The organism is Streptomyces sp. NPDC002138 (genome assembly GCF_040296485.1).
Lineage (GTDB): Bacteria > Actinomycetota > Actinomycetes > Streptomycetales > Streptomycetaceae > Streptomyces.
The window spans coordinates 159,133-183,666 of record NZ_JBEOXE010000009.1 but is presented as its reverse complement, the minus strand read 5'-3'; the positions used below and the strand labels follow the sequence as shown (position 1 = coordinate 183,666).

Here is a 24,534-nt window from a genome sequence, read left to right as displayed (position 1 = left end):
GAGACCACCTCACTCACGATGTCCTGCGGTACCCGGGCTCCAACCTGCCGGCCCGGGCGATCCTGATGGCGCCTCAACTCCTCCGTTCTTCCCTCTGGTGATCACTACTTACCAAGCGGGGGACTGCGTACTGCTGATACTGCGTGCGTACTGCTGGCACTTCTTTTACTTCTGGTACCGCGAACCGCTTGTGCTGCTCGTGGCCTGACAGAGCGCCACGTTCCGGCAGCCAGCCCCGTCGCCCATCGTGCATCTGCTCTGGCTTAGAACCCCACTGCCGAACCTCCCGGTGCGCGCGCCCGCAGCCGACGCCTTCACCGAGGTACCACTCACTGACTTCACTGCGGGGTACTGCTCGTACCGCTGGTACTGCGTACTGCACTTACGGGTACTGCCACCTGCGTCAACAGCGGTACTGCCATTGGCCGCCCCTGATCACTGCGGGCGACCCGGTCCGGTCGTCAGCCCCGTCGCCGTCCTGCAAAAGCCCTGGCTTCGACACTCCACCACCGCACCGTCCTGCGTCGTGCAACTACGGGAACTGCATGTACTACTGCCCGGCAGTTCGTCCCTGCCAGGCCCTGCGATCTCTCTGCATTACGAGAGAAACCATAACTACACGAGCATCCAATGTCTACTCCAGCCAGCATAGATTTTCAGGCATCAGCCACAGAGGTAATCGGATGGCATGGCGGACGGTGGCCAGCCGGGCAGGGCAAACGCACTACCAGCGCCCTCCCAGCCGTGCATGGGCCGAGACAAGCCGCGGCGCAGCCGGGCCACGGGAGGCTGGCGTCTCATGGTGCAATGGCCCGTCCGGTGCCGCCTCGGCACGGACCTTCGCGCACGCGGGATGAATCGTCCGGCGGCATCGAGCAGCAAGGGGTGGTTGTGACCGCAGGAGAGCCGGATGGCGGGCGGGCCTCTCGTCCTGCCGTGAGCGGGAGCCGCCGCGGCAGGCCGATGACCTTGGCGGGAGCGTTGGAGGCCGCGGAGGCTGCCGCGCCTGTGGAGTCGCTCGATGTGGTCGCGCGCATGCTCAAGGAGCATCTCGGGGCCGCGTCGGTGTCGTTCCTGATCACCGACTTCACCGGCAGTTCGGTCGTACGGCTGGGGGCGGCGGACAGCGTCGAGACCGGCGAGCCGGCCCGGCGGATCTCTTTGCGCGGCACCGTCTACGACGACGTGATCCGCACCCAGCAGCCGCAGGTGGAACACAGAGGCGAGAGTCGGCTGGTACGGGTCGTAGCCCCGGTGACCAACCGTGGGGACGCCATCGGACTCCTCGAACTGTTCCTGCCCGCGGTACCGGACGCGGAGGTGATGCGGGAGATCAGGGAGACCGCGCACGCGCTGGCGTACATCGTCATCGCCAACCGGTCCCACACCGACGTCTACCAGTGGGGCCGGCGCACCAAGCCCCTCAACCTGGCCGCGGAAATCCAGCACCGCCTGCTCCCCGCGTCGCTGGCGTGTGAGGCGGCACAGTTCGCGGTCGCCGGCGCTCTGGAACCCGCCGACCACGTGGGGGGCGACACCTTCGACTACGTCATCGACCGCGACACCGTCCAGCTCTCCGTGACCGACGCCATGGGCCACGACGTCGACGCCTCGCTGCTCGCCACCCTTGTGGTGGGCGCCCTGCGACGGGCACGAAGGGCCGGCGCCGACCTGGAGGAACAGGCCCGCCAGGCCGACCAGGCCATGCGTGACCACGGCCGCCAGGGCTACGTCACCGGCCAGCTGCTGCGCATCAGCCTGCTCGATGGCCAGAGCGAGTTCGTCAACGCCGGACACCCCTGGCCGCTGCGGATGCGAGACGGGGAGGTACAGGAGATCGTCCCCAAAGTCGACCGGCCCTTCGGCCTCAACGTCCACGCATCACAAGCCAACACCTACCGCGTGCAAACACTGGACCTGCGACCCGGCGACCGGCTGATCATGCTGACCGACGGCATGCTCGAGCGCAACGCCGAGCACCTCGACCTGCCGGACCTGATCATCCGCACCCGCGCGCTCCATCCCCGCGAAGCCGCCCGCACCCTCATCGGGGCGATCGTCGACGCCGGCCACGGCCACCTCGACGACGACGCCACCGTCATGTGCCTCGACTGGCACGGCCTCCACAACGCCGAGCGCGACGCCGCCAACGGCGCCGACCTCACCAACGCCTCACCACCCTCAGCAACGACACCGCCTCCTCCCCAGGAGTGACTCCAGAAGCTTCCACGCCGCCCGTCGCCACATCCGGCAGGGCCCTGTCCCCCCTGTCCCATCGACCCGTATCCCAGGACCCGCCACAACGTTGAGAGCCGCGTCGCGTGCACTCGGCCCGTCTTGCCCAGGCAGCCTCATCGCCGCCCGTGCTCGATCATGCTGTCATCCTGCCGACCGCATTGTGATCGACCGTGACGTGCTCGTCCCGTGCGAGACCATCGGCGACACCACAGCCTGCACCACCCCCCGCCTTCCCCAACCACACCACCAAGTGGATGGATCCGCACCCAGCAACGAGCCGGGAGCAGCTCCACCCCCACATCAACGACACCTCACGACCACCCTCGGCATCCACGGGCACACACACCCATGCCGCTACAAGGGCTAAAGCCACCCAGCGAAAATGACCGGCCAGCCAAGGGAACTGATCAACACCCACGAGGCCAACCCAGAAAGGGAAACCCCCAGTTCAAAGGACCCCTCCCTCGAGCTCGGGCTGTCAGAGGAAGCACTGCAGGGCCGCCGACTCGCGCTCCTGCAGGCCGCCCTCCTGGAGCACGCGGCCGCGTACACCCTCCGCACGGTGATGACGTTCCACCAGTGGGTCGAGGAAGCGGAGGCCTTCGCGGAGAAAGCTGCCCGAGACCGCCGCCGAGCTGAAGGTCACCGAAGCCTCCGACGGCGCCCTGGCCAGCGCGGATCTCCTGCCCGCCTCCTCCATCGAGGCCGAGCCCTACGAGATGGAGGCCGGCCGTCATGTCCCGCCGGAACGGGTCTGGTCAGCCTGCTGTGTGGAGACCATCTCGTCGCCGAGCGCCGCGGAACCTTCCGCCTGTTCGCCATCAGCATCGACGCGCAGAGCAAGCCGGTCCACCGCGCGTCCCTGGCCTCCGTACGCGCGCTCGGCGAAGGCGTCGACATCGTCGGCGAGCGGGGGGAGCGGGGACACTGAAACGTGCACGGGTGCATCGCGGGCGGCACCGCCACCGCTCTCACCGGGCTCGGTATCCACTGGCCGTGCGGTGAAAGCCGAGACTCGGGCAGACGTCGATTGCGTGTAGAGCTCGGCTACTCCGCCTCGCCCTTGGTCTTGGCCTTGGTCTTGGTCTTGGTCTTGGCGAGGTAGAGCACCGCGTAGCGGGGGCTGAACCAGGCCGCATGCGGATGGCCGACGTGGAGTTCCGTGGTGATCTTCGAGCGCTGTTCGGGGCCACCGGCGAGGAACACCTCAAGCTCGAAGGCGATGTCTTCGAGATCTTCCTCCACCTCAGCGGTACGTGCGGCGATGGCGAAGTGGAGGACGATCTCTTCCGGCCGAGGCTCGACGGCGATACCGAGAACATCCGGTCCGATGAGCCCCAGCGAGGCCTGACCCGTTTGAATCAGCAGATAGTTCCGCCGCAGCAGGTCACGTTCCTCGGCCGCCGTGATCTGCGGGTTGTAGTACTGCCTGGCGGGATGATCCATCCCCGCAGCGTACTGCCCCGGCCGGGCAGGGTGGACAGGAGGCGAAGCCCTGGCCTTCGGGTTGGCATCAAGGTCCGCGCGCATGACCTGGTGCGGTCGGAGGTCATACCGGGCCGGCACCCCGTCGCACGGCTTCGGACGGGGCTGGACAGGCTCATTACTCGACGGGGATCGTGGCGTCAGCGGTATGCCTGGTACGGCCCCGACGCCACCCGGTCGTAGGAATGGTGGACCTGCTGGGACTCGGGAGGCTGTGCCGGAGGGGGCGGGTGGGATGGTGCGGGTGGTAGGTGATTGGGCTGGAGCGGCTTCGCCCCTCGGTCACGGCGCGGCGAGCCAGGCTTGGGCCTCGCCCTTCTCCACGATCGCGATCAGCTCCCGCATACGCTCACTCATGGACGGAAGGGCGTTCAGCGCGAACCAGCCGACTTCTGCCGACTCGTCATCACAGACCCGCGGTACCTGGTCCGGGACGGCCGGACGGCACGCGAACACCAACTCCAGGTACTGCGCGCGGTGGCCGTTGCCCTGGCGCACCGGCGGGGACGACGTCAACGCCGCCAAGAGCTCCACCACCCCGCGCACGCCGGTCTCCTCGGCCACCTCCCGGACCACCCCGGCCGCCGGCGCCTCCCCGGGCTCCAGGATCCCGCTCAACGGAGTCCACAGCCCCGCCGCCGACCGCTGCTGCAAGAGAACCTGCGGACGCTCGTCCACGACGACCCCGACCACCCCCCGGGCAGCCACAGCGGGTGATCCGGGCTCACCGCATTGCGTAGGTCTGACACCGTCCCGCTGGTGCCCTCCACGTACGGGGCCACCCGCATCTGCGCCGTCCGCATCGCGGCGCCCTCTTTCCTGACCTCCAGCCAGATCTTTCCGCCCTGCGGAACCGTCCCCCACCCGTGGGCATGATCCGCGCCGCCCGACTTACGCACCCGCAGCGCCACCATCGGCCCCGGAGTCCGACTCCCGCGGGGTGCACGAGTAGTCCCGCACCGCCGCATCCGCCACCGAGGAACCCACCAGGACCATCGCAACGGCAGACACCAGGCCCGCGGTCATCGACGCCTTCCCGCCTTCGGGCGAAGCCCTCAGTGCGGCAGTCGCATAGGCCGGGGACCGATCAATCCGGAGGTTTCACCCAGGGTGGGTGGAAGTGGTGGGAGGCCGCCATCGAAGAAGCGCAGGAAGGGCGCTGGGCCCGTGACGCCGTGGAACGGCAAGTGATCAAGGACATCGGGGCCGCCACGAACCCTCTCCATGGTGGGCGGGTGGTGCCGTTCACCGAGGACTCGTGGCACGTGCGCATCGGGAGGATTGCGAACTGGGCCGGGGTGCTGCGGCTCGCTGCCCGGTCAGGCGGGTGGGTACTCCAGCCGGTCGCCGGAGTCCACCCACCGCGCCCTGCGGGCATGGCCGAGCTGTTGTCTGGCATCTACACGATCGGCGAGCAAGGAGAAATCTGGATGCGGCAGCTCGTGAAGGGCGAACCGCCACCAGAAGAGCAGATCGCGAAGGCCGAGGCCTTCCTCACCGGGCTGGGTTCCATCGAGGACCTTGAGCTCTTCTTCTACGACTGATCACCGCTCAGTCGGTGATCGATGTCCACCGGTATGCCCGAAGTCAGGTCCGAGAACCACAGAATGGGCCGCGACGCCGCTCCGTAACTGACCACAGGCCATCCGCCAGCGGATCTGGCTTTACCTCCACGGACGCGGCGCGTCCTGGGCCGCCCGGTCCGGCTTCCGCGTCAGCGCGCGGCCGGAACAGTGCCGCACGGGATGGCCGTCTGGCTGTCAGTCACGCAGCTCGACGGACTCGATGACCCCTACATCGCCGCCGCCCTCAACATCAGCACCGACGCCGTCCGCCTCCACCCCCGCGACGCCAAGATCGCACTCCGCCCGCCCCGCCATCACCGTGATCCAACCCCACCTACCCAGCTGCCGCCCTCACACTTGGTCGGCGGCCGCGGTGCTGCGCACCCGCAACAGCCCGGCGTCATGCGAACCGGACCGGCCCACGGTTCCACGCCCCGGGGAGGGATCCTTGACCGGGCGGCGGCCACTCCCGTCGCGAGCCCGCCGACGCCGCCGAGCACGATCGGCACGAAGGAGGCGTCCGGGGGCGGGTAGTACGCCGTTCCATACGGGAGCGATCCCGACCGGAGACCGGCCACCAGAGCGCTGGCGTACGCCCCGGCCCGCGCCCGCACGCCCCGCCCGCGGCCGGAGCCGCCGCCGTCACCGCGTACGCCGCGCGCCCTTGACCGGTGCGGCCCGCAGGCGCGCCGGGAAGCCTCGCCCGCCCACGCGACAAGTGCGCCTCCTCGTCGGCCATGGTCCGGCCCGGGCAGTGCCGGGCGTGGTGGCCAGGACCATGTCCAGCCACCGCGCGCCGAGGGCGGCTGATCGCGCAGTGCCGCCGCCCTGCAGAAAGCGGTCCTCCTGCGACCGCTCCGGTCGCCTGGGCACACCTTCCCTGAGGGGAATTCGATCATGCACACCCGCGCGCTCCGCAGAGCGCTCACATGCGTGCTCGCCGTCTCGGCCGTGGCCGTCATGGTCCCGGCGACCGCCACTCCGGCCGCCGCGGCCGGGCCGAACGAGTGCGAGTACATCGGCAGCGGCCAGGACGCAATGCTCTACCCCGGTCAGCGCCTGGAGTCGGGTGCCCGTCTGGTGGACAAGGTGAGTACGGCCGAGCTCGTCATGCAGCCCGACGGCAACCTGGTGCTGTACGCACTCGGCAGCCCTGGCGGCTACAAGCTCCCGCTGTGGAGCAGCGGCACCTAAGGGAACCCGGGCGCCTACGCCACCATGCAGGACGACGGCAACCTCGTCATCTACAAGAAGACCGGCGGACCCGGCAAGGGCGGCGCCCTCTGGAACACCGGCACGTACAACAAGATCTGACGAGTAGGCGCGCGGGCGGGTGCGACAGGCACACCGCCCCCGCCACGGCGCCGCATGACCATCCATCAGGTCGATGTGAAGAAATGCCGCCCCTTCCTCGAAGAACCGCTTAACGGATCGTGAGCGGAAGGCGCGATCCGGGGTGCGTGCGGGGCCGAAGGGGCATGTCGGGCGTGTCAACCCGCCGCTGTGACAACCGGGTTGGGAGCAGGCAGAGCCGTAGCGGCCAGCTGTGTTGCGGGGCCTCCCGAGGTGGTCCGCAGCCAGCAGGGGCGGCACACGTGTGGACCCAGAGGGCCGCGAGGCCCTGGGACGCTCCCGGGGCGGGCTGACCAGCAAGGTCCACCTGCTGACGGATGACCGTTGCCGGCCCCTGGTCTGGCTGACCTCACCCGGCCAGCGCGGGGACAGCCCGATGTTCATCCCGCTCATGCAGGCCCTGAATGTGGCCCGCAACGGCACCGGCCGCCCGCACCCGGCCCGACCGGGCCCGCGGCGACAAGGCGTACTCCAGCCGCGCCAACCGCCGCAGGCGCGGACGGGCCGGCGGCCCGTCCGCCGGGCCGTCGCAACCCGGTACCACAAACGCGACTACATCTTCAACGGCACCCTGGCCACCGCAGCCATCGTGATCTGGCTCCGCGACCTCATCAAAGAGCCATCAGACACTGCCTATTGGCGGCCTCCGGCCGAGATTGTCGGGAATCCGGCCACGAACCGCCGAACAATCCCCCGCGAAGACGGCGCTTCGGCATGCTCGTCGACGGGACACGCTCCTACGCCCACCGGGTCACTCCGGGAGCCGGAGGGGCCCACTGAGTCCGCATGGCATCACCATGGCCGTGTCTGCGATTCGGGCGGTTCCGCAAGCAAGGCAGTACGCCCCGGAGTCGAGAGAGGGAAACAATGAGGAAGATCAACATCAAGTCAAAAGGCACGGGCCGCCGGGCCGCCATGACGGCGGCCGTGTTGGCCCTGTCGGCCGGTGGAGTCGGCATCTCGACAGGCTCCGCCGCAGCGTATAGCGGCTGGTACCAACTCAGCTCTCACCCCACGGGTCATGGTGTGGGCGTGTACAACTCGCAGTGGGGCACCGCCAAGGTCGGCTACTACGACCTGGTGTCGGCCTCGTGGTCCGGGGACAGGATCCACCCTGTCTGCTGGATAAGAGGCGCGAACATCGACAGCGCCGGAAATGTGTGGTACAGGCTCGACGCTGCACAAGCGACAAACGCCAACCCCTACTACGGCACCACGTACGTCTACGGCGCATACGCAGACGGCAACTGGCTCTTCCATAACAACCAACTGCCCGAGTGCTGACCACCCACTGATGCAGCTGCCCCGCCCGTTCGCCGGGCGGGGTCTGTACAGCCTGAGGGTCTACTGCCGGAGGGCCTTGACCCCGGAATTCTCGAAGCGCGCAGGGCGCGTCACCGGTCTGCCGGATGAACGGTTTGTTGCCGACGGAAGGTCGCTCACATGGACATGGTCGGCGGCACGTACAGCCCTGGGATCAGGCTCGGATTCCAGGGCACGAAGCAGGCGTAGCCGATCAGGGCGACGCCCAGAACAAGGCTGAATGCCTTGCCGTGGCGCCAGGTCTTCTCCAGGAACACGGCCACGGCCAGACCGGCCATCCAGGCGAGGTTCATCACGCCCGCCACGATCAGGACGGCCATCAGGCCCCAGCAGCAGCCGACGCAGTAAGCGCCGTGATAGAAGCCGACGCGCAGGTCACGCAGCCGCCCGGAGTAGCCGCCGAAGTGCATGAGGAAACCGACCGGGGAGCGACAGTGGCTCAGGCAGCGATCCTTGAGCGGGGTCACCTGGTACAGGCCGGCCCCCGCCAGCAGGAGGGCGCCGACCCAGGGCGCGGCGCTCGGCGCCCTGGCGGCGAGTTCGCCGGCCGCCCAGGCCGCGCCGAAGGCGGCCAGCCCGAAGGCCTCCCACGCGCACAGGTAGCCGACCACCAGGCTGGTGCTGCGGCCTGCGCGCGTCCAACCCGTCGCGTGGGCGCGCAGGGTCCGCAGATACAACGCGACGACGGGCGTGACGGCGGGGAGCATCATCGCGGCCATCATCAGCCCCCACAGGGTCAGGAATCCCCACAGGTTCAGCCCCATCGTGCCCGGCCCGGGCGCCATGCCGGACGAACTGCGGACCGTCAGAACCCAGGCCATCGCCGCCGTGGCCAGGAGCGCGGCCCAGCTCGCCGGGACGGCCCAGGTCTCCGGGGCCGCCCGTCGAGCAGGCGGTGTCGACATTCAGGCCGCCCAGGAGAACGGCGCCGAGAAGGCGTTCTTCCCTTCGTTTGCGAACTCAAGGCCGAACGCGTTCACCCGCGACGTCGTAGCGACTCCGGCCGCGAGGGTGTCCGCAGGGAATCCGACCCCGCTGACCCTTACGCCCTTTCCGGTCGCGTCGAGCGGGGAGACGAAGTCCTCGACTTCGATGTCGATCGCGTCTCCGATCGTCACGCGGTGTCTCCGTCCGTCATCGGCGTAGTCGATCCGGGCGACCTCCAGCCCGAGCATCTCGCCGACCAGCGGTCCGAGGTCCTCCATCGGGCCGCCGCGCTGACCGGAAAAGACCGCTCCGAGCGCTTCGGCCTGCTCCGGAGAGGCGGCCTCGTCCATGATCATGCCCATCCGCCAGTTGCCCTCGCTCATGAGCGGCGGGGTATCGGCGACCACGGCGACCGTCAGGCCGCTCACGTCGACATCGTCGACCTGGCCGGAGTCGAGGTGGAAGGCCAGGACCACCCGACAGCGCTCGTAGTCAGCAGGAGCAGAGAGGCCGGAGGTGGAGCAGGGACACACCATGTTGCAATTGCAGTTCTCGAAATACGTTCCCTCGATACGCCATGCCATCGGAAGCTCCCTTCCTGAGGCTGAGGCAACACGTTTGCTACTCCATTCTCCGCCCTCGACGATCACGCGGCAACGCCCGGGCGGTCAGGTTGACGGCGTCGTGACCAGCGGTTCTCGTCTTGTTGCGCGGGGCCGTGACTGGCTGTGACAGTGTTCAGCCCGCATGGAGGATCCGCAGGCGGAGCAGCAGCAGGTTCGAAGCTCATCGGCTGACTCGGAGGCGACTCGCCGGGCTGTGGTTGCTTTGGGTAATCGTCGGTTCGCGCTGGTTCCGCCACGGATGTGGTTCCGCCACGGATGTCAGCGGAGGACAGGGGCAACTTCGGAAGGCTGGGCGTGGCGGATGCGCCGACTCTGCCGAGGCAGGGGCACGCTTCGCTGATGCGGAGGACAAGGCCGCGTTCTTCCTCGACACGATGCCGGAGTACGTGCGCCAGGGACGCTGCCGGGCTCACGGACACCAGCCGGGGGTCAGGTAGCTGTACGCGCTGACCGGTTCGGTGCGGCCGTCCTTCGTGGCGCCGGTGAGGGTGACGATGATGAAGTTGCCCTGGCAGAACATCTTCCAACGCGGCCAGCGGCCGAGCAGGTGGGTGCATCCGGAGATCATCCACAACACGAGGGCGCCGGTGGCGGCGATCTGGGCAGTGGACAGCACGGATCCGTGCATGGAGGAACCTCCGAGTCAGGAGGGTGAGGGTGTCGGTGGGCGGCCCCGTGAGCGGGGCGCCGGGGGTCAGCGCTCGGGCTTGGCGGGCCGCTGCATCAGCGCGGCGGCGGCCTCATCGAGCGTGATCTTCTCGTTCAGCAGGTCGGCCATGACGTCCGTGATCGGCATCTCCACGCCGTGGGCGCGGGCCATGGCGAGGATCGCCTCCGCGCTCTTGACGCCTTCGGTGGTCTGGCGGGTAGCGGCCGTCGCCTCCGCGACGCTCAGGCCGCGGCCGAGGTGGGTACCGAAGGTGCGGTTGCGCGAGAGCGGGGAGGAGCAGGTCGCGACCAGGTCGCCCACGCCGGCCAGACCCGCGAGGGTGGCCGGCTCGGCGCCCATCGCCGTGGCCAGGCGGGCTGCCTCGGCCAGCCCGCGGGTGATGAGCACCGATGTCGAGTGGTCGCCGAGGGCCATGCCCGAGGCGATGCCGACCGCCAGGGCGATGACGTTCTTCACCGCGCCGCCGAGCTCGCAGCCGACGACGTCGGTGCTGGTGCAGGGCCGGAAGTACGGGGTGTGGCAGGCCGTTTGGAAGCGGCGGGCGGCGGTTTCGTCCGGGCAGGCGACGCTGGCGGCGGGCTGCCCCGCCATGATCTCGGCCGCCAGGTTCGGGCCCGACAGGACCGCGACCCGCTCCACCGGCACGCCGGTCACTTCGGCGATGACCTGGCTCGCCCGCAGCCCACTCCCGGCCTTGATGCCCTTCATCAGCGACAAGATCACCGTGTCGGGCCCGATGTGCGGCGTCCACGCGGCGAGGCTGGCCCGCAGGGACTGGGCGGGGATGGACAGCACGAGGAGTCCGCTCCGTCCAGGGCGACGGCCGGGTCGGCGGTGGCCTTCAAGGTGCAGGGCAGCTCGATGTCCGGGAAGTAGCCGGGGTTACGGTGCGCCGTGTTGATCGTGTCGGCGATCTCGCTGCGGCGGGCGTGCACGATGACGTCGGTACCGGCGTCGGCCATGATCTTGGCGACGGCGGTGCCCCAGGACCCGCACCCGGCCGAGAGCACCGCTGCGCGCAGGGAATGGTGCTGGGTCACTGCGGGATCTCCTCGTGGAACGCGGGCCGGCCGCTGAGAAGGTGGGGCGCGGGCATCGCATCGACCGTGCCGGATGCGGCGGGATCGTGTGCGGGGCGTCGCGGGGTCAGCGGGACGGCGGGACGGCACGGCGGCCGGGAAGCCTGGGCAGCACCTGGTGCGCCTCGCGGAGCATCCGTCCGGTCTGGGCGTCGCCGAGTTCACACCGCAGGTCGTCGGCACGGGCGATCCATAACTTTTACTGCGCCGTCGGGGTCGGCTGTACTTGGCCGGCATCCGGGGCGACTCCTCGGACTCTTCACACTTCGCTGTGCGGGCGTCAACGCCGCGCAGGTGCGCCTCCAGGTCGGGGTCGCGGGCAATGACGTACGGGTCCACCACAGGCGCATGCAGGCCGGCCGGCGTGACGTGGGGTTGACGTCGTGGTGGCGCGATGAGCCCAGGTAACGACGGGTAGGACACCATCATGGACACACCTGCGAACGGAGGCCGGAACCTGCGGGCGCGGCTCGGCTCGGCATTGTTCAGCCGGGTGGCCGGGCCCTCGGGCCCCGCCAACCGTGCCCGGATCCACAACACGCCCGGACCTCGCTGGTTCGGTCCCGAGCGGCCCATCCGTACGGTCCACGGCGACGCCTCGATGTTCATCGGGGGCCTGAGCGCTCTCTTGCTCCAGTCGCTGCACCCGCTCGCCATGGCAGCCGTCGCGGCGCACTCCGGCTTTCGCGGCGACCCGTGGGGCAGGCTCCAGCGCACGAGTACCTTCCTTGCCGTCACCACCTTCGGTACCGCACAGGACGCGCAGGAAGCCGTGGACCGGGTTCGGGCGGTCCACGAACGGGTACGGGGTGCAACCGCGGCGGGAGAGCCGTACCGCGCGGCCGATCCCCACCTGCTGGGCTGGGTGCACGCGGCCGAGGTCGACAGCTTCCTGCGGGCCCACCAATGCTTCGGCGCGCATCCGCTGGACGCGGCCGGTTGTGATGCCTACGTTGCGGACACCGCGCGCGTGGCGACGGCCCTCGGGGTGGTGGAACCGCCCCGTGACCGGGAGGCGCTGGCATCCCTGCTGGCGGCGTACCGGCCGGAACTGCGGGCCACGTCCGAGGCACTTGACGCGGCTCGTTTCATCCTCCGAGACCCTCCGCTGCCCTGGCTCGCCCGCGCCCCGTACTCGCTGCTCGCCGCGAACGCGGTGTATCTCCTCCCACCGTGGGCTCCCAGCATTCTCGGCCTGCGCCCCGCGACGGGCCCGAGGGCAACCGGCGTACGCCTCTCCGGGCACGCACTGACCCGAACGATCCGGTGGGCAATAGCCCCGCCGCCCCCGACTCCGCGCTGAGCCGGTGCCCGGACTCCGCCCGGAGGTCGTGGTCAGCCGGCGGGCAGGGCGTGTCCGGCCAGGACCAGGAGCACGGCGTCGGCTCCGGCCAGAGCCAGGATGATCAGGAAGGGCATCCGGCCGCGGGCGAGGGCGGGTGGTGCGGCCAGTGCCGCCAGGCACAAGGCCAGTGTCACGCCCAGCAGCAGCCGACCGGCAAGGGTCGCCGGGCCGGGCGGGCCGAGGGTCACCACCGTGCAGGAGGCGAAGGCGAGCCCCGCGGCCATCGCGATGGACGCGCGTCGCCCCAGTCGCTGCGGTAGCCCCAGCACACCGCCCGCGATGTCCTCGTCGATGTCGGGCAGGGCATTGGCGAAGTGGGCACTGGTACCCAGCAGAGCCGCTGCCGCGGTGAGCCACACCGGGGGCCATCCGGCCGACGGCGAGGTCGCGGTCGCGGTCGCGGTCGCGGTCGCGGTCGCGGTCGCGGTCGGGGTCAGCGTCAGGAAGGCGGGAAGCAGTCCGAAGGCGACGGTGTACGGCAGCCAGGAGGCGGGGGTGTGCTTCAGCCACAGGTTGTACGACCAGGCCGCGGCGACGCAGCCGATGTGGACCCAGCCGGCCCGGGCGCCGCATGCCAGCGACAGCGGAACGCAGGCGAGCAGGGCCGCACAGGCGGCCGCGGTCACCGCTCCGGGCCGTACCTCCCCCGTGGCGAGCGGCTTGTCGAGGCGGTCGGCCGCCACGTCGCGCCGCATGTCCAGCCGGTCGTTGCACCAGCCGATCGACAGTTGGCCCGCGGCGACCGCGGCCACCACCGTGGTTCCGGCGACGGGTCCGAGCCCGACGGCGGCGGCCAGCAGCGCCGTGAGGAGGGTGACGGCGGCGGCAGGGAGGGGGTGACTGGCCTTCAGGAGCCCCAGGAGCCCCAGGAGCCCCAGGCGGGAGGGCCGTCGGGCCGTCGCCGACCCCGCGGGCGCGGCGGCTCCTTCATCCATGGTGGTGGGCACCTCACCATGGTGGTGGGCACCTCACCACGCTATGGGTCCGGCGCGCCCGGGACGGCCGTGTTCAGCATGCCCGCGCCTCGCTGTCCCTATGTTGGACCAATGACACGGGTCCTCGGGGTGAGCACGGCGTTCCCGCCACAGCGCTACACGCAGCAGGAGATCACCGACGTCCTCGCTTCCTGTCTGCCGCCCGGGGCCGACAGTGCGCTCCTGCGCCGGCTGCACGGCGCGGCCCAGGTGGAGACGCGTCACCTCGCCCTCCCCCTGGACGTGTACCGGAAGCTCGGCGGCTTCGGCCACACCAACCGCCTCTTCGTCGAACTCGCCGTCGCCCTGGGCGCCGAAGCGGTCGAGCGGGCACTCGACGAGGCGGGGGTGCGCGCCGAGGAGATCGACCTGGTCGTCTCGACTACCGTGACCGGCATCGCGGCGCCCTCCGTGGAGGCCCGGCTGGCCGCTCAGGTCGGCCTGCGGCCCGACGTCAAGCGGGTACCGATGTTCGGACTCGGCTGCTCCGCCGGTGCGGCAGGGCTGGCGCGGGTCCACGACTTCCTCACCGGCCATCCGGACGGTACGGCGCTCTTGCTGTCCACCGAACTGTGCTCGCTGACCTTGCAGCCCACGGACACCTCGATGGCGAACCTGGTGGCGGGAAGCCTGTTCGGAGACGGAGCCGCCGCTCTGGTGGCGGTCGGTGACGGCCACGCTTCCGCGACGGTACGCTCGTTCGACTCGTCCGGACCGGTGGTCGCGGACACACGCAGCCGCCTCTATCCGGGGACCGGGCACCTCCTGGGCTGGGACGTCGGCGACTGGGGCTTTCGCATGGTTCTCGGCCGAGAGGTCCCCGAGCTCGTCCGGCTGCATGTGGTGGAGGAGATCGAGTCCTTCCTGGCCGCTCACGACCTCAAGCCCCGGGACATCACGGCCTGGGTCTGTCATCCCGGCGGCCCGAAGATCCTGGACGCACTCGCCGACGAGCTCGGCCTGCCGGACTCCGCCCTGGCTCCCTCCCGCCGCGCGCTGGCCGCCACGGGGAACTTGTCCTCCGCCTCGGTGCTGCAGATCCTGCGCGACACCCGGGCCGCAGCGCCGCCCTCGGGGTCGGCAGGCCTGATGATCGCCTTCGGGCCGGGCTTCTCCTCCGAACTCGTCCTGCTGGCCTGGTGATCGCGCCATGACGCCGTACACCCTGCTGATCCTGCTGGTCATCGCCGAACGGTTCGCGGAACTCTCCGTGGCGCGCCGCAACGCTGCCTGGAGCCGGGCCCGGGGCGGGCTCGAGTACGGGGCCGGGCACTACCCGGCGATGGTCGCCCTGCACACGGCCCTGCTGCTCGGCTGCCTGGTGGAGCCGTGGGCGACCGGCCTGCCCTTCCTGCCCCTGCTCGGCTGGCCCGCCCTCGTCCTCGTGCTGGCCGCCCAGGGGCTGCGGTGGTGGTGCATCGGTACCCTCGGCCCGCGCTGGAACACCCGCGTGCTGATCGTCCCCGGCCTTCCGCTGATCACGCGCGGCCCCTACCGGCACCTTCGTCACCCCAACTACCTGGCCGTCGTCATCGAGGGCATGGCCCTTCCCCTGGTACACACCGCCTGGGCGACCGCCCTCGGCTTCACGCTGCTGAACGCCGCTCTGCTGACCGTACGCATCCGCTGCGAGGACGACGCACTGGCGCCCGCACACCCGCTGCCCGCCCTGGGCGCGGCTCCGTGATCGACCTCCTCGTGGTGGGCGGCGGCCCCGCGGGCCTGGCCACCGCGATCCACGCAGCTCTCGCCGGGTTCGACGTCGTGGTCGCCGAACCGCGTCCCGCGCCCATCGACAAGGCCTGCGGGGAGGGCCTGATGCCGGGCGCGGTCCGCGCCTTGGACGCACTCGGCGTCAAGGTGCCGGGCCACCCCCTGCGCGGCATCCGCTACGTGGACGCCTCCGGCGAACGGCGCGCCGAGGCCGTGTTCCGGGCGGGCCACGGCCTCGGCGCACGCCGCACCCTGCTCCACGAGGCACTCACCGAACGGGCCGTCCAGCTCGGCATCCCCATCCTCCCCCGCCGCGTGCGCAACGTGATCCAGTACGCCGACCACGTCACGGCGGACGGGATGGCCGCCCGCCACCTCGTGGCAGCGGACGGACTGCACTCACCGACCCGGCGGGCCCTCGGCCTGGACGAGCGGCCGAGGGCCGGGCGGCAGCCGCCGCGGTACGGATTGCGGCGCCACTACTCGGTCGAGCCGTGGAGCGACCTGGTGGAGGTGCACTGGTCGGCCGAGTCCGAGGCCTACGTCACTCCGCTGGGCCCGCGTCAGGTCGGTATCGCCGTCCTGACGTCCGAGCAGCTCCCGTACGACGCCCAGCTCGCCCGATTCCCGCTGCTGGTGTCCCGGCTCGGTGAGGGGGGCCGGACACCGGTCCGCGGCGCGGGTCCGCTCCGCCAGCACGCCCGCACCCAGGTAGCTGGACGGGTCCTGTTCGTGGGCGACGCCGCCGGGTACGTCGACGCTCTGACCGGCGAGGGACTCACCCTCGCTCTGACGGCCGCCGCCGCCTTGGTGCGCTGCCTGCGCGAAGGTCGGCCGCAAGCCTACGCATGTGCGTGGCGCCGGCTGTCCCGCAACTACCGGCTGCTGACCAAGTCCCTGCTCTGGGCCCGCAACCAGCCCCGGCTGGCACCCCTGATCACCCCTGCCGCGGTCCGCTTCCCCGGCCTGTTCCAGCACGCCGTGAACCTGCTGGCATGACTCAGAGGCCTTGACCCCGGATTTTGGACCCGTCTATGCGGCTTGGTCAGGGTAGTTGCCGTCGGCCCGAGGCCGTTCTCCCCGCGCTCGGCGAGGCGCTGCCGAGCTCCGACGACTACCTGAGGGTCGAAGCCGTGTACGCGGTGACCCACGAGGGAGCCCGTCACCTGGAGGACGCCCTCGCTCGGCGCACCCGGATCTCCATCGAGTCGTGGGACCGCGGGGTGGACGCGGCGCCGACCGTGGCCCGGCTGATGGCGCCCCACCTGGGATGGGACCGGGCGAACTGAACGGCCGCACGGGGGGCTCCCCTACGGGCCTCGACCTGCAGGGCGGCGCCGCACTACGTCCCGCGCGCACCCGCTCCACCACGGCGTGTACTGGACCGGCCTGCCCCATGCCGAGGCGCACCCGCGGTCCGCGCTGCCATGAGTGCGGCTGCCGCTCGGCTGGATGCGGGTTCGCCGGGTACAAGGCACGTATCGTCCAGTGGCTAGTGCTGGATCAGTTTCTGGAACTGCGGACAGCCGACGGCATGCGTCGCGAGCGGATGCCCTGTTCGACCTGTGCGACGCCCAGGCACCCGGCCCCGGCCCATTCCTACACGGCTACCAGGGCACTTCGCCGTTCTCGTCCTGAAACGTCCCTGTCGGACCGTCAGCACCGAGGGTGGCCAGACGCACGACGACCTTGGCACTCTCCTCCGGGGTCCTTCCGACTCCGAATGCCGCGGTCATGTCGGTCGCGGTGGTGCCGGGCTCGACTGCATTGAACTTGATGCCCGGCTGGGATTTGGCGTACTGGACTGTGAGCATGGTGGCTGCGGACTTGGACGCAGAGTAGAGCGCCAACGGCAAGTTGAACTCAGGTCGCTCCGGATTGGTCACTGCCCAGAAGGATCCGGCGCTGCTGGAAACGGTGACCACGGTGGGGTTCGAGGACTTGCGCAGCAGAGGAAGCGCCGCCTCGGTGACGCGCACGATTCCCACCGCGTTGGTGTTGAAGGCCCGGAGTGCTGTGGGACCGTCGGTGACTCCGTGCCCCAGGATGCCCGCGTTGTTCACCAGGATGTCGAGCCGGCCCTCGGCCGAGTCGATCGTCGCCAGAGCGCTGCTCACCGATGCGTCGTCGGTCACGTCGAGCCGCACGAATCGTGCGCCCAGCGCCGCCGCGGCCTTCTCGCCTCGCTCGACGTCACGAGCGCCGATGTAGACGACGTGGCCCAACGCAAGAAGCTGTCTGGCTGTCTCGAACCCGATGCCCTTGTTGGCCCCGGTGATCAGCGTGATGGTCATGCGTATCCCTACGAGTAGTGCGGCCCGGCTGGGCCGTTGGCGATGGTGGCCGTTGGCGATGTTGGGTATGTTCTGTGAGTTGCCGGCGCTGATCCGAGCTCAGCCGGTCAGTTGCCGGAGAAGTTCGCCGGCGTCGTGCAGGGCGGTCATGTGCACGAACCGTCCGTTGCGGACTTGGTAGATGGCGTACTCGACGATCTCGAAGGAGGCGCCGGTAGGAGTCACGCCGAGCCATTCCTTGACCGGGGTGCCGGTGTTGACGAGTCGCGCGGCCAGACGGTCACCATCGAAGAGCAGTTCCTTGAGCTCCCAGTGGAGGTCCGGAACCGCGTCCACATCATGCTTTTGAACCGCCATGAGGTCGTCCCGGGTGGCGGGCTCACCGTTCAGGGTGGTCCGATCGTTGATGAACTCGTCCATGCCGTCGAGCTTGTGGGCGTTGAGCGCCTCGATGTAGCGCAGGTAGAAAGCGCGCAGATCTCTGTCGGACACAAGGTGACCCTTCTGCGGGGCGGCTCCGGATGGGAACTGCAACGGGATGCTGATGACATGCGACGCCCTCTGCGGCCCAGCCGTGCCGACCGTTGCTGAAACGGACTGCGCCGACAAGAGTTCCTCCCGGCCGATGCACTGGACTCTGGTCAGACGGGTGCCCGGGGGCCCGGCGGTAGTAGTGCGGGGGGTGTCTCTATGTCCTTGGTCAGGGGCATAGAGACACCCCCCTGTGACGAGAGTGGTCTTCCCCGCAAGCAGTCCCACGTGGTCACTCCCCTCGATTTCCGCAGTGATCGCTGCGGAAATCGAACCGTAGCACTTCCGCAGCGATCACTGCGGAAAAGAAGTAGGCTGCGGGGGTGGAGAAGCAACAGAGCGGCCTCATCGGCCGCCCCCGAGGATTCGACGCCGACGAGGCTCTGGAGCGGGCCATGATGGTCTTCTGGGAGCATGGCTACGAGGGAGCCAGCACGGCGGTACTGACGAACGCGATGGGCATCTCCACCACCAGCATGTACGCAGCCTTCGGCAACAAGGAGAAGCTGTTCCACAGGGTCCTGGAGCGCTACACCGAAGGCCCGAGCGCATACTTCGCCCGAGCCTTGGAGGAGCCGACCGCCCTTCATGTCGCCACGGCGATCCTGGCCGGCACCGTTCGAACCACCACCCGCCCGGCCCATCCACATGGCTGTCTGGGCGTCCAGGGCGCCCTGACCACCAGCGGCTCCGGACAGGAAGTCCGCGATCTCCTCGTCGCCTGGCGCAACAACGGCTACTGCCGCATCCAGGAGCGGTTCCAGCGCGCCGTCGACGAGGGCGACCTGCCTCCGCAGACCGATCCGGGGCTACTGGCCCGCTACCTCACCACCTTCGCCTACGGCATCGCCGTACAGGCCGCGAGCGGTGTCGACCGCGACGAACTCCGGGAGATGGCCGACGCCGCACTGCGCAACTGGCCACTCGTCTGAGACACGCCCGGAGTTATGTGTTTTTCGACGACCAGGTAAGGGGCTTGATGCCCTCCGGATACCAGCCTGTCTGCGCGATATCCAACGCACCCGGCGGTGACGGCTTCACACAGCCGCCGCTTCCGACGGTCCGTTTGGTACGGCCGTCGGCATGCCGGGCCAGAGAAGGCCGAGTCCCCGCGGATCCGCTGCCCGTCAGCCTTGGGTGACGCCCTTCGATGCCGCCCGGGCGACGGTGTCCGCCACCGTTGTGCATGCGAGCCGGGCGACGGATCGCAGCTCGGCGTCCGAAGCGCCGACACGGCTCAGTACGGCCAGTGACTGGTTGACAGCGACAACAAAAGTGGCGAGTTCGTCGAGCGTTCGGGTGTCGGCCGAGGAGTCCGCAAGCGCCGCGCGCATCCGCTGGCGCTGCAGGTCGAGCAGGCCACGCACCTGAGTGCTGTTCTCCTCCTTCAGCGTCGGTGACTGCGCGGCGGACTGGGCGATGAGGCACCCCACGGGGACCGACGGATCGGCGATACGGCTCAGCGTGACGTCGAGGAATGCCTCGACCGCTCGCACCGGATCGCCAGGGTGCGCCGTCAGCGCCTGCGCGTACTGCGCGCCGTAGATCGACGCGTAGCGGTCGAGGCACTGGCGGAACAGGGCGTCCTTGGTGCCGAAGGTGCCGTAGAGGGAGCCGCGGCCGAGACCGGTGGCGGACCCGAGGGCGTCCAGTGAGGCGTCCGCGTATCCGCGCTGCCAGAACACTCGCATCGCCTGGTCGAGGGCCGCACCGACGTCGAACTGCTTCCGGCCGGACATGCTGCGCACCTCTCGTTTCGCGATTTCCGCTGTGAGCCTACCCCCATCTTGGATCGATCAGTCAAACTATCTTTGACTGATCGATCCAAGATGCTTAGCGTGAGGACCAGTGGTTCCCGCCCGGAAAGGCCGCACGGTGATCGACTACGCCGCATCAGACGTCCGCACACACGTCGTTCCGCCCGTCGACGGACGCCGGCCGCGCGCCGGGTTCCGGCTCCTGGCCGCGGTGTACACGTCATTGAAACCGCGTCAGCCTGCGACAAAGGACGTTCATGAGTCTGTCAACCAACCACCTGCCCATACCTGAAGGCCCCGGCTCCGTCTCCCGGGCGCCGTACCTCCCGGACCGATTCACCGACTCCTTCACCAGTCAGTACGTCGACACCGGCGAGCTGCGCCTGCACGCCGTCACCGGCGGCGAAGGACCTCCGCTGCTGCTGCTGGCCGGCTGGCCCCAGACCTGGTACGCCTGGCGCCTCGTGATGCCCGCGCTGGCCGAGGACTTCCAGGTCGTCGCGGTCGATCCGCGCGGCGTCGGGCTCTCCGACAAGCCCCTGGACGGGTACGACACCGGCACCCTCGCACGCGACATGGTGGCGCTGATGGACGCACTCGGGCATCAGCGCTTCGCCATGGTCGGTCACGACGTCGGGATGTGGACCGGCTATGCCCTGGCCGCGGATCACCCTGCCCGGATCGACCGTCTGGCCGTCGCCGAGGCCGCAATCCCGGGACTTTCCCCCACACCACCTCTTTTCGGCAGCCAGGAGGCCAACGACCGCCTCTGGCACTTCGCCTTCAACCGCCTCACCGACATCAACGAGCAGTTGATCAGCGGACGGGAGCATCTCTTCTTCGGCCACCAGTTCGCCACGAAATCCGCGAAGGCACTGCCCGACCACGCCGTCCAGCACTACGTCGACACCCTCGCCGCCGACCCGGAAGCCCGCCGATCCAGCTTCGAGTTCTACCGCGCACTCGATACGACCATCGAACAGAACCAGCGGCGCAAGACTCGACGGCTGTCCCTTCCCGTCCTGGCGATCGGAGGTGCGGAGAACCTGGGCGCATCGGTCGGCGCAACGATGAAGCTTGTCGCCGACCACGTGGAGAGCATCGTCCTCCCTGAATGCGGCCATTACCCTGCCGAGGAAGCCCCAGAGGCGATGCTGTCGGCGCTGACCGCCTTCCTGGCGCCCTACCGCGACAGGGCGAACGCATAAGGCCTCGCACGGACAGGCGGTATGGGGAGCCGCCTCTCACCGGCGCAGCCGCGTCAGTGCCGGCACTGAGCCGACGATGGCACTCTCGCAGCGCCGCGTCGGCCACCTGTCGGATTCCGGAGCGGTCAGACAATCATGGTGGGTCGTCTACGTTTCTCATCGAACCTCGACGTGGGGCGCTTCGGTGATCCGGCGATGAACGTCCGCGACCAGGTCCCGCATCGCCATGTGGAAGATCTCGGCCTGGTGTTCGCCGACGAAGGCGGTGTGTCCGAAGACTTCCAGGACGACCATGCCGTGCATGTGCCCCCATGCGCTGACGAGGAGCGCGGCCGCTGGAGGCGGCAAGGTGTCCGGGCCGTGCGGAATCAAGTGTTCCAGATCTGCCCGGAGAGCTGCCGAGAGGACCCGGGTGTCGGCCGCGGCCAGTTGTGACGGGGTGAACCCGCCGAACATCTCGCGCTGGAAGACCTCGCCCACCCGGCGCATCGCCTGAGTGGTCGGACCCTCGGCCGGTGCCTCGTAATGTCGCAACGGCACCCCGTACAGCAGCTGGAATCGCTCGGGGTGGGTAACGGCCCATCGGCGGTAACCCTCGGCGGCGGCCAGGAACCGCAGAGCAGCCGGTTCGTCCGCCATCGTGTCGACAGCCGCTGTCACGGCGTCGGCCAGGTCCTCGTAGGCCTTCGCGACGAGAACCGTGACGAGGGCGTCCCGGTTCGGAAAATAGTGGTAGAGCCCCTGCACGGTCATACCGAGGCTACGGGCGACCGCTCTCAGGGACAGGGCGTGCAGCCCGTGCTCGGCGAGGTGGCTCTCGGCGGCGGCCACGATCTCCTGGGTGGCGACGGCCCGGCGCCGCTGGCGCAGAGATGGCAGGACCGTCGCGGACACGTCTGCGGACATGCGGCGATCCTACGGTGCCGCCCCGACGGGACCTCAGAGTCCTATGACTTTCTGAATACCTAACAGTGTCAGGTAAATCTCCCCCTGCTCAAAGACCGACCGCCTGACTAGCGTCGTGTCCTGGCGATGAAGAGTGCGGCACCGCACCCCCTCTGACGGGGCGAAGGAGCTCTGCGCCGCACCGCGCCGGCCCATGACCGGCCAACCCCTCGCCTTACCGCAGAAGAAGCTTCGAAGGAGATCACCCGTGTTCGAACGTGTGGCCGGATTGGCGATTCGCCGATCCCGGCTGGTCCTGGTCGTCGCCGCCCTGGCCGTGGCCCTTATGGGGGTCGTGGGAGCGGGCGCCTTCGACAAGCTGAAGGGGGGTGGCTTCGACGACCCGGCCTCTCCCTCCACCCGGGCATCGAAGGTCATCGACGAGAAGTTCGGCGGCGAGACCAACCTGGTTCTGCTGGTCGGCTCCCCTGCCGACCGCATCGACACCCCCGCCCACCGAGAGACCGGCCAAGCCCTGGTGGCCGAGCTCAAGAAGGACAAGCGGCTCAGCAACGTCGTCTCGTACTGGGAAACCAACAGCCCGGACCTGCTCTCCAAGGACGGCCGCGAGGCCATGGTGCTCACCCACGTGAGAGGCGACGCCACCCAGCAGCGGAAATACGCCAAGGCGATCCTCGACACCTACAGCGGCACCTACAGGAACACCCTCACCGTCCAGGCCGGAGGGGGCGCCGCCGTGGGCGCGGACCTGTCGAACCAGGTGGTCGAGGATCTGGTCCTCGCCGAAGGGATCGCCATACCGCTGACGCTCGTACTGCTCCTGTTCGTCTTCGGCAGTGTGGTCGCGGCCCTGCTGCCGCTGATCATCGCGCTGATCGCCATCATGGGATCGTTCGCCCAGCTCTTCCTGCTCGGCAGCGTCACCGATGTCGCCGACACCGCGACCAACCTCACCACCGCCCTGGGCCTGGGACTGGGCATCGACTACGCCCTACTGATGGTCAGCCGCTTCCGTGAGCAGCTCGCGGCCGGGGTGAGCGTGGACGACGCCGTCCGGCGCACCGTGCACACGGCGGGCCGCACCGTCGCCTTCTCCGCCGCGACCGTCGCGGCCGCCCTGGCGGCACTCCTGGTGTTCCCGCAGTACTTCCTGCGCTCCTTCGGCTTCGCCGGAGTCGGCGTCGTCGCGATCGCGGCCCTGAGCACCCTGTTCGTGATGCCGGCCCTGCTGAAGGTTCTGGGGCACCGGGTCAACAGCGGGCGGCTGCCGTGGGCGAAGACGCGGAACTCCGCCGCCCGCGCACCCCTGTGGGGACGGGTGGCGCGCACCGTCATGCGGCGGCCCGCGCTCACCGCACTGTCCGTCCTCGCGGTGCTGTTCTTTGCGGCCAGCCCGCTGCTGAACATCACCTTCGGCACGCCGGACGAACGCGTGCTGCCCAAGGACGCCGAAAGCCGCCAGGTCTCGCAGGCACTGCGCGAGAGGTTCGGCGGCAGCGAGGACTCGGCCCTCCACATCGCCATCAACCAGCCCGTGGACAAGGCCCCGCTGGCGTCGTACGCGGCCCGACTGGCCGCGCTCAAGGGCGTCGAGCGCGTCGAGACCAGCACGGGAACCTACACCGCGGGCCAATCCACGGCGATCGGGCCGGGCGACCCGGCCCTGGGCCGACCCGACGCCCAGCAGATCAGCGTGATGAGCGGCCTGACACCGAAGTCGGACGCGGCCCAGAGCCTCGTCGAGCAGGTGCGCTCGGCCACCCCTCCCCCAGGGACACACCCCCTGCTCGGCGGAACGGACGCCGCACTCGTCGACTCCAAGGAATCCATCGGCGACCGGCTCCCCGTGGCCGTGGCCCTGATCGTCGTCACGACCTTCCTGCTGCTCTTCCTGTTCACCGGCAGCATCGTGCAGCCGGTGCGCGCGCTGGTCCTGAACGTGATCAGTTTGGGAGCCACCCTCGGCGTGATGACCTGGATCTTCCAGGACGGCACCCTCTCCTCACTGCTCGGCTTCACCGCGCAGCCGATGGAGATGACGATGACCGTGCTGATGTTCTGCATCGCCTTCGGCCTCTCGATGGACTACGAGGTCTTCGTCACCAGCAGGATCAAGGAACTCCACGATCAGGGAGCGGACAACGAGACCGCCGTGGGCGACGGACTCGGCCACACCGGAAGCATCGTCAGCGCGGCGGCCTGCCTGCTCGCGGTGAGCTTCTTCGCCTTCGGCACCTCCAAGCTCAGCTTCATGCAGATGTTCGGCCTCGGCAGCGGACTGGCCATCCTCATCGACGCCATCGCCGTACGCGGCGTCCTGGTCCCCGCCGCGATGCGGATGCTCGGCCGCTCGGCCTGGTACGCGCCCGACTTCCTGCGCAGACTCCACAACCGCTACGGCCTCAGCGAGGGCGGACCCGAGCCGGCCTCCGCATCCGGACGAGCGGCGGTGGCCCCGGCACCCATGGCGAACTCGACCAGGAGCTGACCAGCAAGCGCCGCCCGGCGCGAGTCCGGTTCCCGTCGGAATCCAAAACCGA

Annotated in this window: 21 protein-coding genes and 4 pseudogenes; 14 read left to right on the top strand and 11 right to left on the bottom strand. The window is 69.5% G+C overall.

The window, feature by feature from the left end:
• Positions 1–963 precede the first annotated feature (963 nt).
• Both ABT084_RS08850 and ABT084_RS08845 read left to right on the top strand, forming a co-directional pair.
• Positions 964–2,214, top strand: a complete 1,251-nt coding sequence (locus ABT084_RS08850) for a PP2C family protein-serine/threonine phosphatase (RefSeq protein ID WP_351039743.1) — start codon at positions 964–966, stop codon at positions 2,212–2,214.
• A 475-nt stretch (positions 2,215–2,689) separates the two neighbouring features.
• Positions 2,690–3,154 (top strand): annotated as a pseudogene (locus ABT084_RS08845) (DEAD/DEAH box helicase); the annotation flags it as partial.
• A gap of 131 nt (positions 3,155–3,285) precedes the next feature.
• Here the strand turns inward: ABT084_RS08845 and ABT084_RS08840 are convergent.
• Entirely contained in the window at positions 3,286–3,684 is a 399-nt protein-coding gene (locus ABT084_RS08840; RefSeq protein ID WP_351039716.1) for a hypothetical protein, read from the bottom strand.
• 321 nt (positions 3,685–4,005) lie between these two features.
• Positions 4,006–4,401: an NUDIX domain-containing protein gene (locus tag ABT084_RS08835; protein ID WP_351039714.1), complete on the bottom strand. Its 396-nt coding sequence runs from the start codon at positions 4,399–4,401 to the stop codon at positions 4,006–4,008.
• A gap of 509 nt (positions 4,402–4,910) precedes the next feature.
• Here ABT084_RS08835 and ABT084_RS08830 point away from each other — a divergent pair.
• The 4 genes and pseudogenes from ABT084_RS08830 to ABT084_RS08815 all read left to right on the top strand — a co-directional run bounded on the left by ABT084_RS08830 (position 4,911) and on the right by ABT084_RS08815 (position 7,925).
• Complete coding sequence (locus tag ABT084_RS08830; protein WP_351039711.1) at positions 4,911–5,267, top strand: hypothetical protein; 357 nt, start codon at positions 4,911–4,913, stop codon at positions 5,265–5,267.
• Between the two features lie 918 nt (positions 5,268–6,185).
• Positions 6,186–6,482: a hypothetical protein gene (locus ABT084_RS08825; RefSeq protein ID WP_351039708.1), complete on the top strand. Its 297-nt coding sequence runs from the start codon at positions 6,186–6,188 to the stop codon at positions 6,480–6,482.
• Between the two features lie 427 nt (positions 6,483–6,909).
• Positions 6,910–7,141: pseudogene (locus ABT084_RS08820) on the top strand (IS5/IS1182 family transposase); the annotation flags it as partial.
• A gap of 367 nt (positions 7,142–7,508) precedes the next feature.
• Positions 7,509–7,925: a hypothetical protein gene (locus ABT084_RS08815; protein ID WP_351039706.1), complete on the top strand. Its 417-nt coding sequence runs from the start codon at positions 7,509–7,511 to the stop codon at positions 7,923–7,925.
• 155 nt (positions 7,926–8,080) lie between these two features.
• Here the strand turns inward: ABT084_RS08815 and ABT084_RS08810 are convergent, their stop codons facing one another.
• The 4 genes and pseudogenes from ABT084_RS08810 to ABT084_RS08795 form a co-directional block, all read right to left on the bottom strand.
• Positions 8,081–8,869 (bottom strand): DUF2182 domain-containing protein, encoded by a 789-nt coding sequence (locus ABT084_RS08810; protein ID WP_351039703.1) that lies wholly within the window; start codon positions 8,867–8,869, stop codon positions 8,081–8,083.
• Positions 8,870–9,475, bottom strand: coding sequence for a DUF1326 domain-containing protein (locus ABT084_RS08805; RefSeq protein WP_351039702.1), 606 nt, complete (start codon positions 9,473–9,475; stop codon positions 8,870–8,872).
• Between the two features lie 451 nt (positions 9,476–9,926).
• Positions 9,927–10,145 (bottom strand): hypothetical protein, encoded by a 219-nt coding sequence (locus tag ABT084_RS08800; protein ID WP_351039699.1) that lies wholly within the window; start codon positions 10,143–10,145, stop codon positions 9,927–9,929.
• 66 nt (positions 10,146–10,211) lie between these two features.
• Positions 10,212–11,227 (bottom strand): annotated as a pseudogene (locus ABT084_RS08795) (NAD(P)H-dependent glycerol-3-phosphate dehydrogenase).
• A gap of 466 nt (positions 11,228–11,693) precedes the next feature.
• On the opposite strand from ABT084_RS08795, the gene ABT084_RS08790 reads away from it, so the two are divergent.
• Entirely contained in the window at positions 11,694–12,569 is an 876-nt protein-coding gene (locus ABT084_RS08790; RefSeq protein ID WP_351039697.1) for an oxygenase MpaB family protein, read from the top strand.
• Between the two features lie 32 nt (positions 12,570–12,601).
• Here ABT084_RS08790 and ABT084_RS08785 read toward each other — a convergent pair whose 3' ends face one another.
• Positions 12,602–13,546 (bottom strand): UbiA family prenyltransferase, encoded by a 945-nt coding sequence (locus tag ABT084_RS08785; RefSeq protein ID WP_351039694.1) that lies wholly within the window; start codon positions 13,544–13,546, stop codon positions 12,602–12,604.
• A gap of 111 nt (positions 13,547–13,657) precedes the next feature.
• On the opposite strand from ABT084_RS08785, the gene ABT084_RS08780 reads away from it, so the two are divergent.
• The 4 genes and pseudogenes from ABT084_RS08780 to ABT084_RS08765 all read left to right on the top strand — a co-directional run.
• On the top strand, positions 13,658–14,728 hold the full coding sequence (locus ABT084_RS08780) for a type III polyketide synthase (RefSeq protein WP_351039692.1): 1,071 nt from the start codon (positions 13,658–13,660) through the stop codon (positions 14,726–14,728).
• Between the two features lie 7 nt (positions 14,729–14,735).
• The gene (locus tag ABT084_RS08775; RefSeq protein ID WP_351039689.1) at positions 14,736–15,272 is read left to right on the top strand and encodes an isoprenylcysteine carboxyl methyltransferase family protein; all 537 of its coding nucleotides are present in this window, start codon (positions 14,736–14,738) and stop codon (positions 15,270–15,272) included.
• Positions 15,269–16,297, top strand: coding sequence for an NAD(P)/FAD-dependent oxidoreductase (locus ABT084_RS08770; RefSeq protein WP_351039687.1), 1,029 nt, complete (start codon positions 15,269–15,271; stop codon positions 16,295–16,297). The genes ABT084_RS08775 and ABT084_RS08770 overlap by 4 nt, the downstream gene beginning before the upstream one ends.
• 80 nt (positions 16,298–16,377) lie before the next feature.
• A pseudogene (locus ABT084_RS08765) lies at positions 16,378–16,575 on the top strand (glycerol-3-phosphate dehydrogenase C-terminal domain-containing protein); the annotation flags it as partial.
• 330 nt (positions 16,576–16,905) lie between these two features.
• Here the strand turns inward: ABT084_RS08765 and ABT084_RS08760 are convergent.
• Together ABT084_RS08760 and ABT084_RS08755 are read right to left on the bottom strand one after the other, a co-directional pair.
• Positions 16,906–17,592: an SDR family NAD(P)-dependent oxidoreductase gene (locus tag ABT084_RS08760; protein ID WP_351039684.1), complete on the bottom strand. Its 687-nt coding sequence runs from the start codon at positions 17,590–17,592 to the stop codon at positions 16,906–16,908.
• 99 nt (positions 17,593–17,691) lie between these two features.
• Positions 17,692–18,084 (bottom strand): ester cyclase, encoded by a 393-nt coding sequence (locus tag ABT084_RS08755; protein ID WP_351039681.1) that lies wholly within the window; start codon positions 18,082–18,084, stop codon positions 17,692–17,694.
• A gap of 362 nt (positions 18,085–18,446) precedes the next feature.
• Between ABT084_RS08755 and ABT084_RS08750 the strand changes: the two genes are divergently transcribed.
• The gene (locus tag ABT084_RS08750) at positions 18,447–19,055 is read left to right on the top strand and encodes a TetR/AcrR family transcriptional regulator (protein ID WP_351039678.1); all 609 of its coding nucleotides are present in this window, start codon (positions 18,447–18,449) and stop codon (positions 19,053–19,055) included.
• Between the two features lie 195 nt (positions 19,056–19,250).
• Here ABT084_RS08750 and ABT084_RS08745 read toward each other — a convergent pair whose 3' ends face one another.
• Entirely contained in the window at positions 19,251–19,862 is a 612-nt protein-coding gene (locus ABT084_RS08745) for a TetR/AcrR family transcriptional regulator (protein ID WP_351039675.1), read from the bottom strand.
• 275 nt (positions 19,863–20,137) lie between these two features.
• On the opposite strand from ABT084_RS08745, the gene ABT084_RS08740 reads away from it, so the two are divergent.
• Entirely contained in the window at positions 20,138–21,088 is a 951-nt protein-coding gene (locus ABT084_RS08740) for an alpha/beta fold hydrolase (protein WP_351039673.1), read from the top strand.
• A gap of 156 nt (positions 21,089–21,244) precedes the next feature.
• Here the strand turns inward: ABT084_RS08740 and ABT084_RS08735 are convergent, their stop codons facing one another.
• Positions 21,245–21,994: a TetR/AcrR family transcriptional regulator gene (locus ABT084_RS08735; protein ID WP_351039670.1), complete on the bottom strand. Its 750-nt coding sequence runs from the start codon at positions 21,992–21,994 to the stop codon at positions 21,245–21,247.
• Between the two features lie 247 nt (positions 21,995–22,241).
• Between ABT084_RS08735 and ABT084_RS08730 the strand changes: the two genes are divergently transcribed.
• Positions 22,242–24,482 (top strand): MMPL family transporter, encoded by a 2,241-nt coding sequence (locus ABT084_RS08730; protein ID WP_351039668.1) that lies wholly within the window; start codon positions 22,242–22,244, stop codon positions 24,480–24,482.
• The last annotated feature ends 52 nt before the right edge of the window (positions 24,483–24,534 follow it).

What these genes read in the sequence shown, in the direction of transcription:
- ABT084_RS08850 (WP_351039743.1), top strand. Translation starts at nt 964, where the DNA reads ATGACCTTGGCGGGAGCGTTGGAGGCCGCGGAGGCTGCCGCGCCTGTG.
- ABT084_RS08840 (WP_351039716.1), bottom strand. Translation starts at nt 3,684, where the DNA reads ATGGATCATCCCGCCAGGCAGTACTACAACCCGCAGATCACGGCGGCC.
- ABT084_RS08825 (WP_351039708.1), top strand. Translation starts at nt 6,186, where the DNA reads ATGCACACCCGCGCGCTCCGCAGAGCGCTCACATGCGTGCTCGCCGTC.
- ABT084_RS08815 (WP_351039706.1), top strand. Translation starts at nt 7,509, where the DNA reads ATGAGGAAGATCAACATCAAGTCAAAAGGCACGGGCCGCCGGGCCGCC.
- ABT084_RS08810 (WP_351039703.1), bottom strand. Translation starts at nt 8,869, where the DNA reads ATGTCGACACCGCCTGCTCGACGGGCGGCCCCGGAGACCTGGGCCGTC.
- ABT084_RS08805 (WP_351039702.1), bottom strand. Translation starts at nt 9,475, where the DNA reads ATGGCATGGCGTATCGAGGGAACGTATTTCGAGAACTGCAATTGCAAC.
- ABT084_RS08800 (WP_351039699.1), bottom strand. Translation starts at nt 10,145, where the DNA reads ATGCACGGATCCGTGCTGTCCACTGCCCAGATCGCCGCCACCGGCGCC.
- ABT084_RS08790 (WP_351039697.1), top strand. Translation starts at nt 11,694, where the DNA reads ATGGACACACCTGCGAACGGAGGCCGGAACCTGCGGGCGCGGCTCGGC.
- ABT084_RS08785 (WP_351039694.1), bottom strand. Translation starts at nt 13,546, where the DNA reads ATGGATGAAGGAGCCGCCGCGCCCGCGGGGTCGGCGACGGCCCGACGG.
- ABT084_RS08780 (WP_351039692.1), top strand. Translation starts at nt 13,658, where the DNA reads ATGACACGGGTCCTCGGGGTGAGCACGGCGTTCCCGCCACAGCGCTAC.
- ABT084_RS08775 (WP_351039689.1), top strand. Translation starts at nt 14,736, where the DNA reads ATGACGCCGTACACCCTGCTGATCCTGCTGGTCATCGCCGAACGGTTC.
- ABT084_RS08760 (WP_351039684.1), bottom strand. Translation starts at nt 17,592, where the DNA reads ATGACCATCACGCTGATCACCGGGGCCAACAAGGGCATCGGGTTCGAG.
- ABT084_RS08745 (WP_351039675.1), bottom strand. Translation starts at nt 19,862, where the DNA reads ATGTCCGGCCGGAAGCAGTTCGACGTCGGTGCGGCCCTCGACCAGGCG.
- ABT084_RS08740 (WP_351039673.1), top strand. Translation starts at nt 20,138, where the DNA reads ATGAGTCTGTCAACCAACCACCTGCCCATACCTGAAGGCCCCGGCTCC.
- ABT084_RS08735 (WP_351039670.1), bottom strand. Translation starts at nt 21,994, where the DNA reads ATGTCCGCAGACGTGTCCGCGACGGTCCTGCCATCTCTGCGCCAGCGG.